This is a genomic window from Patescibacteria group bacterium (assembly GCA_018817085.1).
Classification (GTDB): Bacteria; Patescibacteriota; WWE3; order CG2-30-40-12; family CG2-30-40-12; genus CG2-30-40-12.
Genome location: JAHIUT010000048.1, coordinates 1 through 10070, shown reverse-complemented (window position 1 = coordinate 10070; position 10070 = coordinate 1). Strand labels below are relative to the sequence as shown.

Below are 10070 nucleotides of genomic sequence, written 5' to 3'. Positions count from 1 at the left end.
TCTAAAAATAAAGCGGCTGGACCAGAGGGTCGAAAGGAGGTGAAAAATATATGTTTAAACTTTTTAAACAAAAGTGCCCCATTTGTAAAATGGAGCTGAAAGATAATTACATTGAAGGGTTCGGCAAAAAATTTTGTTCTGAACAGTGCCGAGAGGATTACCGAAAAAAATTATTTAAAGCGCAATCAAAACATTCTGGCGGATGTTGCCATTAATCTAAAGGAATATGATAAAAAACATTTGGCAAAGACTAAAACAAAATCATCTATTAATGATGGCTTTGTGTTGCCTGATACCGATAGCCTTGATTATTGGCCTTGGTTAATTATTTTACTTTGTCCTCTGATGCATCTTTTTATAATGAAGGGGCACGGGCACGAAAGAGAATTATATAAATGCCCGGAGTGCGGGCTGGAATATAAAGAAAAAGAGTGGGCTGAAAAATGCGAAGCCTGGTGCAGAAAAAATAAAAGTTGTAATTTAGAGATAACTAAACATGCAATTAAAAATGAAAGTCGGACTGAAAATTAATCTAATTCTGAAAGGAGGTGAAAAATTATGAACGATGAAAAACACTTTTGCCAAATAAACAAAAACGGTTTTGCGTTGGCCGCAGGCGGCGTGATGGGGGCTATCTATATTCTCTGCGCGGTATTCGTCGCTTTGTGGCCGGGATTTGCTCTTCAGCTTTTCGGCTGGCTTGCACATTTGGCAAATGTTGAAAAGTTTGCGGGTGATGTCGCGATAACTCTTGGCGGATTTATTTGGGGCCTGATTCAGGCGGTTGTTTACACTTATATCGGTGCCTGGTTTGTCGCCTGGCTTCATAATAAGTTTTGCGGGGAAAATAAAACAAGGTAGAAATGTAAATCTCTTGGGAAAATTTTAACGGTTTATAAGTTAGCTAAAAGGAAGTAGTTATGGATTCAATAGTTAAAAAATCAATAATAAAAGGAATTATAGGGGGATTTGTTCTTTTAGCATTTTACTTCGGGGTTTTGAGTTTAGCTAATTCTTTTTCTCACGCAATTTCGCAATTCTATTTATTATGGTATTGGATTTTAGCTCTAGTAATCGGTTTTAGTATTCAAGTAAGCCTTTGGTCTTATATCCATTCCAAAATGAAAGAGAAAAAGACTAAAGAAATAACTGGAGAAGTGACGGCGACCGGGGGTATTTCCGCAGGTTCCATGGTAGCATGTTGTGCTCATCATTTGGTGGATATAGTACCTCTTTTAGGGTTTTCAACTTTATTTTTATTTTTGGCTCAATATCAAATATTTTTCCTTATTCTTGGAATTTTGAGCAATATCCTCGGTATTATTTTAATGCTGGAAATTATCCAAAAACATTCTTTGTATCAAAAAGAAAATGTATTTTGGAACTACTCTTCTAAAATCAACTTCAAAATACTAAAAAAACTGGTAATAGTAGGAGCAATTATTATATTGATAATTTCTTTTTTTAGAATTAAAAACTTAACTACTAAACTAACACCAGTATCCCTTTCTAACCCACCAATAATCGAGAGTCGCCAAGAAATCCCCATGCCTCAAACTGAGAATTTAAGTACTGCGAGCTTGCCAACTAAAAATAACGAGGGGAGTGGCCTCTCCATCGATGTAACGCCAATTGATTTTTCTCCTGGAAAACTCATACAATTTGAAATTGCCTTCAATACACATCAAGGAAATTTAGATTTAGATTTAACACAACAATCTGTTTTGATTGACGATTTTGGCAACACATATCTACCACTTGAGTGGCAAGGTGGGCGTGGTGGACACCACCTTTCTGGAAAATTAATTTTCCCCCCATTAAAAAGCACGACAAAAACGTTAAAACTTGCTATAAACAACGTGTATGGAATTAAAGAACGAATTTTTGAGTGGGGTTTAGAATAATATGTCTGAAAATCTTTGGGAGAAAATTGAAAATTTAAAAAAGGGGCACAAGCTTGATTTGTCTTCGGATGAAGATTTAAGTATTGCCGTTATGAATTTAGTCAGCTTAGAGGAACATTTTTTCTTTACAGCCGCCAAAACAGGCAAAGAAAAATATTATGATCTACTCGGAAAAGTCAGGGAGATAAGAAAAGAATTATTAAAAAAGATCGTCAAAGACGCCGAAGGAGAGGTTTGGTGCATTTCAAAACACCTTTTGGCCGCCTCAATGAGACTAATAGAAGTCGGCACTAAATATCACGACCAAGACAAGAAAAAAGAAGCGCAGGAATTATTTTCCAAGGCGTATGATCTTTACTCGCTATTTTGGGGGATAAATCTGGGCGTTATAGATCTTGGTCAAGTTAAAGAAATAAATGACAATCAGATTAATAAAGATGATGAAAATAAAGACGCTTTAACTAAAAGATTAAACAAGTTAGTGCAAGATTTAATTGATTGTTGCGAGGAATAATTATGGGCAAAAAAGTAACTCTAAAAATTTCCGGGATGACCTGTGCTTCTTGCGCGGCAAATATTGAAAACGCGCTGAAAAAAGAGGACGGAGTGAAATCAGTTAGTGTTAATTTTGCGACAGAGAAAGCTTATTTAGAATTTGACTCAATTGAGATAGACATCGCTCGAGTTCAAAAAATAATCGAAAAATTGGGATATAAAGCCAGTGAAGAAGATTTTGGAAAAGAAATGGAGGACCATCACAAAGAAGAGAAAATTCAGGAAGTTAAAGATCTGAAAATAAGATTTATTATAGCTCTCATTTTCGGCATTCCTCTTCTCTATGTTTCAATGGGTATGATAGTTGGTCTTTACATACCGGAGATTATCGAGATGAACCAGCATCTAATCCAATTTCTGTTAACTACCCCCGTGATTATAGTTGCCTTCAAACTTTACATTTCCGGACTCAAGGCTATTTTAAGACGAGCGCCAAATATGGACTCTTTAATCTTTATTGGCACTTCGGCTGCCTATATCTACAGCGTGGCAATCTCTTTATCTACTTGGCTCAACATCAAAACATACGGAATGAAAGAGCTATATTATGAGATAGCGGCCTTTATTCTTATCTTCATCCTCTTGGGAAAGTATCTAGAAGCAATAACTAAAGGAAAAACCAGCGAAGCGATTAAAAAATTAATCGGCCTTCAGCCCAAAGAGGCGACAGTTATTAAAGATGGTCAGGAAGTGAAAATTCTTATCTCTGAAGTAAAAGTTGGAGATATTATTTTGGTCAAGCCTGGTGAAAAAATCCCGGTGGATGGGATTGTTATTGATGGTTATTCCGGCGTTGACGAGAAAGCAATTACCGGTGAAAGCATCCCGGTAGAAAAGAAAAAAGGAGATGAGGTTATCGGGGCAACGATAAATAAAACAGGTGTTTTAAGGTTCAAAACAACAAAAGTTGGCAAGGATACAATGCTGGCTCAGATTATAAAAATTGTTGAAGAAGCAATGGGGTCAAAAACGCCAATCCAGCTTTTGGTCGACAAGGTCTCTCTTTATTTTGTACCGACAGTAGTAGTCATTGCCGTTGTTTCTTTCGCGGTTTGGATTCTTGCGGGATATCCCTTTTCTTTCGCGCTCGCGGCCTTTATCACTGTTTTAATTATCGCCTGCCCCTGCGCTTTAGGATTGGCAACTCCAACTGCTGTAATGGTAGGCACTGGACTGGCGGCAAAAAACGGAATTCTAATTAAAAGTGGTAAGGCTTTGGAAGTTGCAAAAAGCGTGGATATTGTAGTTTTTGACAAAACCGGAACATTAACTAGAGGAGAACCTGCTGTAACCGATATTATGTCGATTACGGAATTTTCAGGTATCAATCCTCAATTTTCAAATAAATCCAATGAAGAAAATATTTTACAAATTGCAGCCTCTGTTGAAAAAAACTCGGAGCATCCGCTAGCTTTAGCTATTGTTAATAAAGCTAAAGAAGAGAATCTTACCTTAAACAAAGTTTCAGAATTTCAAGCAATGCCAGGATATGGGGTATCTGCCAAACTAAATAACAAAAAAATCCTATTGGGAACAAGAAAGTTGATGAGTAGCAATAAAATTTCCACTACACACGTTGAGGAAAAAATAAGTATCTTAGAAAATCAAGGGAAAACTGCAATGATTTTAGCTCAAAATGAAAATATTCTTGGCATTATTGCAGTAGCCGATACTCTCAAAGACTATTCAAAAGAAGCAATTAGAATGCTTCATAAAATGGGGAAAAAGGTTGCAATAATTACCGGAGATAATCAAAAAGTGGGACAAGCCATCGCTAAGCAAGTTGGTATTGACTATGTTATAGCAGAAGTTTTGCCCCAAGATAAGGCTCGAGTTATTAAGCTACTTCAAGAAGGTGTAGAAATTGAAAATTTAAACATTAAAAATTTATTGAAAATTGAGAATTGGAAGTTTGAAAATTCTCGCCAAAGGCGGGTTGTGGCTATGGTTGGTGATGGAATAAATGATGCGCCTGCTTTAGCTCAAGCTAATTTGGGCATTGCTTTAGGTTCTGGCACAGATGTAGCAATAGAAACTGGAGATATAGTTTTGATAAAAAACGATTTACGAGATGTAATTTCCGCTATTGATTTGAGCGCATACACACTCAAAAAAATTAAACAAAACCTTTTTTGGGCTTTCTTTTATAATATCGTAGGTATTCCTATTGCTGCAGGTATCTTATACCCATTCACAGGTTGGCTTTTAAACCCAGCAATTGCCGCTTTAGCTATGGCTTTCTCTTCGGTTAGTGTTGTTTTCAACGCGCTTTTGATGAAAAGATATAATGGTAAAATATTATAAAATAATTTAAAATCAAGATATGTTTTTGGAAACTAACAACTCTTTATATCATCTTATTAGGGCAATGAGGCCTAGGCAATGGATTAAAAATATCAGCCTTTTTGCCGCTATAACCTTCTCCGGCTATTTATTTGACGCTGGAATATTTTTAAAAACTTTTTTGGCTTTTTTAATTTTTTGTCTCCTCTCCTCCGCTACTTATTTAATTAACGACATCCACGACGCGTCAAGTGATAAATTGCATCCTATTAAAAAAAACAGACCTATTCCTTCCGGGAAACTGTCGGTAGCTTTGGCAAGAATGTCCTCAATAATTTTCTTATCCGTGTCATTATTAATGGCGCTTTTAATAAATCCGTTTTTCTTTTTTATATGTTTTTCTTACCTTTCTTTACAAATTATTTATACTTACAAATTGAGAAATGTAATAATTCTAGACGCTTTGGCGGTGTCGCTTGGTTTTATATTTAGAGTGTTGGCGGGAGGTTTTGCCGCAGGCGTTTCCATATCTTCTTGGATAGTGCTTGCCACAATAGGTCTTGCGATGCTTCTTTCCTTTGGCAAACGCAGGTCCGAAAGAACTATATTAAACGCAAGCGGGCTATCGCTTGAAACGAGAAAAACATTAGCCCATTATCCCGACTCTTTGCTGGATTCTATGATATCCACTTCAGCGAGTTTTGCCATAATAAGCTACTCGCTTTTTACATTTCAAACCTCTCCCCAAGAATCTCTTGGCATTGTAAAAAGGTTTCTTCCCGCTTCTCTTTCAAGTCCAAAATGGATGATGCTCACAATTCCTATTGTAATTTATGGTGTGGCGCGCTACTTGTATGTAATTTATGAAAAGAAGGAGGCGGAGTCTCCCGAAAGAGTACTGCTGAAAGATAAGCCTCTTTTGGGCGCCACTATTCTCTGGGGTATTTGCGTGGTTTTATTACTGTATATTTTTAGCTGATATTTCCAAAAACACTCTAACCTGTTCCATATTTTCCGTTGTTCCTAACGCGGTGATGTCTATATAAGTTTTTTCGTTGGGATGAAGAAGTATTTCATTTGTTCCGTTACCAAAATTGGCAGTTATTTTAGCAGATCCATTTTTCACAAAACTTTCTATTTCGTAAAATGTATTTTTGTTTGAAAAGTTTCTAAGTTCAAAAACTTTGTCGTAGTAGGCGAACTGTTGGGGGAATGCTTTTACCTCTACTATTCTGGATAACTCTCCCGCGTTTTCGATTTTTACTCCTTCTTTAGAGTTTGCCGAAAGAACATTTTTTTGCGAATAATACTTTATTAATTTGGCAGGCATAAAGGGAATTGCCAGTATTGCAAATAAGATTATTAAAAGTGTTGTATTTAAAAAAAAGTGTTTTACCATTAGCTTTTTAAAACTTGAGATAAATCCAAAAAAGACACTGACCCCTTTTTTAGTATGTTTTTGTTAGATTGTTTGCTTAACTCTTTTTCTAAATCCAAAACTATAAATACAGTTGGGATAATGGTTATAAAAAGCGCCACATAAGAAATCCAAGAGATTAAAAGACCGTAATAGTTTTGAATGAGCATTAAAATGGTGGCAAGCCATGCGTAAGAAAGCCATATTACCGATTTTGGGTAGATATCCCTACTATCCGTAACAAGAAAGTCCAGCTTTTTTTCGTAAAACCTGGCGGCTAAACTAGGTCTTATATGTGTTGAATGCCATTGGGTGGCTTTTACTGTTAGCAAAATAAGCCCTATTGTTATAGAAATAAACATAAATAGCGAGGAGTAAGAGTTTGCAAAGATGAAATCTTCTTTTGAGGAGTATATTATTCCAGAAGAGCTTATTTGCCAGTCCAGATTAAATTTTTTGTTAAGTATAATTAGGCTTAAAATTTTTGTCGCCAATAAGATTGTGGCCGGGAGTATTGCTTGGTCAATGAGTTTCGCAAATGTTTTAAATTTACTGGGCGGATTTTTGTACATAAGTTGCGCTTATCCAACCTTGTGTGGTATCGTCTATTTTAATTTTAATCCAAGTATCTTTTTCTTCCAAAATCGGAAATTCTTCCCCTACATTTACTTTCGCAATTTCTGAACTGTTTAGCGTAGGTTCTGACCTTACTCGTAGCCACCCCAAGCCAGTTGGAATTATTTTTGCGGTTTTTTGTGGTGTGGCGCTTCCGAATATTGAAAGCGCTTCTTTTGCCTTATCGCTCAAATCCCCTTTATTTTGCGCAAGGTACCCTATTGTTATGCTATCCGTGATAGGGGCTGTTGGATTTAAAGTTACTTTTAAGCCTGTTGTGTCATAAATAACTCCATCGGAATCCACAAAGTAATTAAAGGTTACGGGTTTTCCCCGCGTTTTAACAAAATATGCTACCGCCTTTGCCCATATAGCCGCATCTACTGTTACAGCCGACTCGGACAATGCTAAATTATACACTTTAATTGTATCTGAATAGCTTATATTTTCTAGATTTTCCGGTATGGGATACAAAAAAATATCTGCTACCAAATTTAGCTTAAACCCTTTTTTAAATTTTAGGTACATAGATTGTGGCTCATAACCCGGTTTAGAAATGGTGATGGTGTGATTATCTTCGGATAAATTGGTTAAGTTTAATGGGGTTATGCCTTTTTCTTCTTCGTCCACAGAAACTTCAGCTCCTGTTGGGCTGGAGACTATGGAAAGGGAGGTTTCGTTATTGGAAATTTTTTCCATCCAAACAGCGTATCCTGAGGAGAACGCTCCGCCAGTTCCCACTTCGCGAGAAACTACTGTTGCGGCTTGGGGTATTAGCGTTATTTTGGTTTCATAACTGCCCGAATCGGATTTTAGCGATATAGTATGCTCACCGGGTTTTAGGGTTTTGCTTTCGTAAGGAGTTTTTCCCGCTAAAGCCCCATCAACGATTACGCTTGCCTGTTCGTAAGAGGCGGTTACAGATAAAGCGGCGTTGGGTTTTACCAAAGGATTCTCTAAAATTTTAAAATACACTGCTCCTACAATGGATAGAGAACATATTATTAAAATCGCGGGTATAATAACCTTTTTTATGGGCATCTTAAACTTATGCTATCATTTAGAGAATTACTTTTCAATGCCCAAAGATACTTTTGGGCAGTTCGTATTTGTCTATTATATTTTTGTTTTCTCCGTTATTTTTTACCATTATCAATACAAAATCATCAACATACACGGGTACCCAGTTTATATCCCCCAGTCTTTTTATTAAAAAAGGTTGCGCCCAAGGGGTTATGTCGTGTCTATAAAAATAAATAGTGTTAAATTTGTAGGCGCTGTCCATCCGTTCCTACAAATTTTCGTTTTCTTGCATAGGCACATAAGTGTTTCTGAAAAAGAGCGGGGAATACGCTTCTGGTCTGTTATCCACAAAAACCTGCTCGTTGGGGAAAAGGTGAAAAATTAAATAACTTCCGATATCGTAATTATTAAATATTGGCCCGTGAAGTTTGGCATCCTTAAAGAATTTGGCGGAATCTCCGTTGTTGTGGAGCAAGCCTATCCCAAAATTGTTATTAAAGGGGATGTTTGCGCTATATGGTATTAGGTATAACATAAGAAAAAGGCTTGCCAAAAAAGAGGACACGAGTTTTTTGTCCACGGTATGTTTTTTAAATAAATAGCTAGCGTTTCTGTTTATAACAAAGGAGCCGGTGAGTAAAAATATTAGACCGTTTAAAGCGATAAGCCTGTTCAATTTAAAGGCGAGAAGTCCCGAAATTAAAAACAGGCAAAAAAAAGAGAGACTTTTTTTAAAATCTTCGCGACTTTTTAGGAATATTAATAAAAACCCGCCAAGAATAAAAGCGAACGATATCTCAAAATGTAAATATAATAGGTTATAAAAGCGTTTTTGCATAAATATAACGGATTGGTTTTCCGCTATCATATAGCCATATTCTCTAAAGATGTTAAAGGGTTCTAGAAATCCTTTAATGCCCGCGGGGTTAATAAAGGAAATTAATATTAGTGAGGACATTAGGAAGACGAATTTCTTGGCGGAAATACTCTTTATGGTAAATATCCCTGCTAGAAATAATCCAAATATAAAAAATATATGTGTGTTAACCCAAATTAGTTGTATGGGGACAAGTATTGCGCAAAGCTTTTTGAAAGTTATTTCATTGTCTTTAAAGTGCAATAGGCAGTAAATAAAAATTGCTGAAAACAAATAGCTTATCATTTCGGGACGAATTTCTTTTCTGAAAATGATGAGTGGAATAAGCCACAGAGATAAGAAAAACGCCATACTAAAGGAGCTTACTTTCTTTGCCGATAAAAAGAAAAGGGAGAAAGAAGCAAGGTTAACAAGTATAAAAAAGATGGACACCAATTTGAAGCCTCCTGCGGACCAGATAAGATAACTTAAAACTCCAAACAGCCAGTGATGATTAACGGTTTTGAAATCGGGTTCTGTGTAAGAGTAAAAGTTTGTGTATAAAACACTGGGGTTTTTAAAAACATATTCTCCGTTTCTGATATGTCTGCCCAAATCCGCGGTAGTTAAATTTATTTTCTGCGCAAAGCATACGCATAAGACTATTAAAAGAAAAAGGACAGCTATTTTTTTACCAAAGCCCATATCTTTGTTTTTATCACATCTGTTCTAAAGGTTCTATGCCAAGTAACAACAACCCGTTTTTTAGCGTCTGCGCTACCGCTTTTGTTAATAAAAGACGAAAGTCTTTTTGTTTCTCCGTATTCGCTTTTAGCACGGAGTGTCTTGCGTAAAAAGTGTTGTATCTTTTAGCAAGTTCAAACAAAAAGGTACATAAGAGATTTGGACTGTATTCCCGTCCTGCCATTTCTACAACTTCTGGAAACTTATAAATATGTTTTAATATCTTTTCTTCATCCTTGTTTATTGCATAGGACATAGTTACCCCCTTGTCCAATTTTGCGTTTCTCAAAATGCTGTTACATCTTGCGTAGGTGTATTGAAGATATGGTCCCGAATCTCCCTCAAAGGAAAGGGATGTTTTAAAGTCAAAGGCGGTGTCGGTTGTTCTGCCTACTTTTAGGGCGCTATATTTTATAGCGCCAATCGCGACTTTTTCTGCAAGGTTCCCATTGGAAGTTTTCTCAAGGATTCTATCTTTTGCCATATCAATAAGGTCGTCTATATAAACAACATTTCCAAGCCTAGAGCTCATTTTTCCAGCGCCTTTTATGCTCATATATCCATAGGATAAATGCGTAAACTCATCTATTTTTCCGATTCCTAATTGCTCGCAGATTGCAAAAAGTTGTTTTAGGGCAAGGTTTTGGTCGGGTCCTATTACCCAAAACATTTT

The 10070-nt window shown here is 36.4% G+C and carries 12 protein-coding genes; 6 read left to right on the top strand and 6 right to left on the bottom strand.

What is annotated here, in order from left to right; all coding sequences use genetic code 11:
- Positions 1-210 precede the first annotated feature (210 nt).
- The 6 genes from KJ678_03320 to KJ678_03295 are packed head-to-tail and all read left to right on the top strand — an operon-like array spanning position 211 to position 5721.
- Entirely contained in the window at positions 211-531 is a 321-nt protein-coding gene (locus tag KJ678_03320) for a DUF2933 domain-containing protein (GenBank protein MBU1017161.1), read from the top strand.
- A gap of 27 nt (positions 532-558) precedes the next feature.
- The gene (locus tag KJ678_03315) at positions 559-861 is read left to right on the top strand and encodes a hypothetical protein (GenBank protein ID MBU1017160.1); all 303 of its coding nucleotides are present in this window, start codon (positions 559-561) and stop codon (positions 859-861) included.
- Positions 862-920: 59 nt separating this feature from the next.
- Positions 921-1904: a hypothetical protein gene (locus tag KJ678_03310; protein ID MBU1017159.1), complete on the top strand. Its 984-nt coding sequence runs from the start codon at positions 921-923 to the stop codon at positions 1902-1904.
- A 1-nt stretch (position 1905) separates the two neighbouring features.
- Positions 1906-2418 carry a hypothetical protein gene (locus tag KJ678_03305; protein ID MBU1017158.1) on the top strand — a complete coding sequence of 171 codons (513 nt, stop codon included), beginning with the start codon at positions 1906-1908 and terminating at the stop codon, positions 2416-2418.
- A gap of 2 nt (positions 2419-2420) precedes the next feature.
- Positions 2421-4763, top strand: coding sequence for a heavy metal translocating P-type ATPase (locus tag KJ678_03300; protein ID MBU1017157.1), 2343 nt, complete (start codon positions 2421-2423; stop codon positions 4761-4763).
- A gap of 19 nt (positions 4764-4782) precedes the next feature.
- A complete protein-coding gene (locus KJ678_03295) occupies positions 4783-5721 on the top strand; it encodes a decaprenyl-phosphate phosphoribosyltransferase (GenBank protein MBU1017156.1) in 939 nt (312 codons plus the stop codon).
- Here KJ678_03295 and KJ678_03290 read toward each other — a convergent pair.
- From KJ678_03290 to argS, 6 genes are all read right to left on the bottom strand, one after another.
- Positions 5701-6141, bottom strand: a complete 441-nt coding sequence (locus KJ678_03290; protein ID MBU1017155.1) for a hypothetical protein — start codon at positions 6139-6141, stop codon at positions 5701-5703. The two genes, KJ678_03295 and KJ678_03290, sit on opposite strands and share 21 nt — an antisense overlap.
- Positions 6141-6731 (bottom strand): hypothetical protein, encoded by a 591-nt coding sequence (locus KJ678_03285; GenBank protein MBU1017154.1) that lies wholly within the window; start codon positions 6729-6731, stop codon positions 6141-6143. Before KJ678_03285 ends, KJ678_03290 begins: the two co-directional genes overlap by 1 nt.
- Entirely contained in the window at positions 6709-7815 is a 1107-nt protein-coding gene (locus KJ678_03280; GenBank protein MBU1017153.1) for a PEGA domain-containing protein, read from the bottom strand. The genes KJ678_03285 and KJ678_03280 overlap by 23 nt, the downstream gene beginning before the upstream one ends.
- Positions 7816-7849: 34 nt before the next feature.
- On the bottom strand, positions 7850-8059 hold the full coding sequence (locus tag KJ678_03275) for a hypothetical protein (protein ID MBU1017152.1): 210 nt from the start codon (positions 8057-8059) through the stop codon (positions 7850-7852).
- Between the two features lie 6 nt (positions 8060-8065).
- Entirely contained in the window at positions 8066-9358 is a 1293-nt protein-coding gene (locus tag KJ678_03270) for a hypothetical protein (GenBank protein MBU1017151.1), read from the bottom strand.
- Between the two features lie 13 nt (positions 9359-9371).
- Positions 9372-10070 (bottom strand): arginine--tRNA ligase (gene argS, locus KJ678_03265; GenBank protein MBU1017150.1); only part of this gene is annotated, 699 nt, incomplete at its 5' end.

What these genes read in the sequence shown, in the direction of transcription:
- KJ678_03315 (MBU1017160.1), top strand. Translation starts at nt 559, where the DNA reads ATGAACGATGAAAAACACTTTTGCCAAATAAACAAAAACGGTTTTGCG.
- KJ678_03310 (MBU1017159.1), top strand. Translation starts at nt 921, where the DNA reads ATGGATTCAATAGTTAAAAAATCAATAATAAAAGGAATTATAGGGGGA.
- KJ678_03305 (MBU1017158.1), top strand. Translation starts at nt 1,906, where the DNA reads ATGTCTGAAAATCTTTGGGAGAAAATTGAAAATTTAAAAAAGGGGCAC.
- KJ678_03300 (MBU1017157.1), top strand. Translation starts at nt 2,421, where the DNA reads ATGGGCAAAAAAGTAACTCTAAAAATTTCCGGGATGACCTGTGCTTCT.
- KJ678_03295 (MBU1017156.1), top strand. Translation starts at nt 4,783, where the DNA reads ATGTTTTTGGAAACTAACAACTCTTTATATCATCTTATTAGGGCAATG.
- KJ678_03290 (MBU1017155.1), bottom strand. Translation starts at nt 6,141, where the DNA reads ATGGTAAAACACTTTTTTTTAAATACAACACTTTTAATAATCTTATTT.
- KJ678_03285 (MBU1017154.1), bottom strand. Translation starts at nt 6,731, where the DNA reads ATGTACAAAAATCCGCCCAGTAAATTTAAAACATTTGCGAAACTCATT.
- KJ678_03280 (MBU1017153.1), bottom strand. Translation starts at nt 7,815, where the DNA reads ATGCCCATAAAAAAGGTTATTATACCCGCGATTTTAATAATATGTTCT.
- KJ678_03275 (MBU1017152.1), bottom strand. Translation starts at nt 8,059, where the DNA reads ATGGACAGCGCCTACAAATTTAACACTATTTATTTTTATAGACACGAC.
- KJ678_03270 (MBU1017151.1), bottom strand. Translation starts at nt 9,358, where the DNA reads ATGGGCTTTGGTAAAAAAATAGCTGTCCTTTTTCTTTTAATAGTCTTA.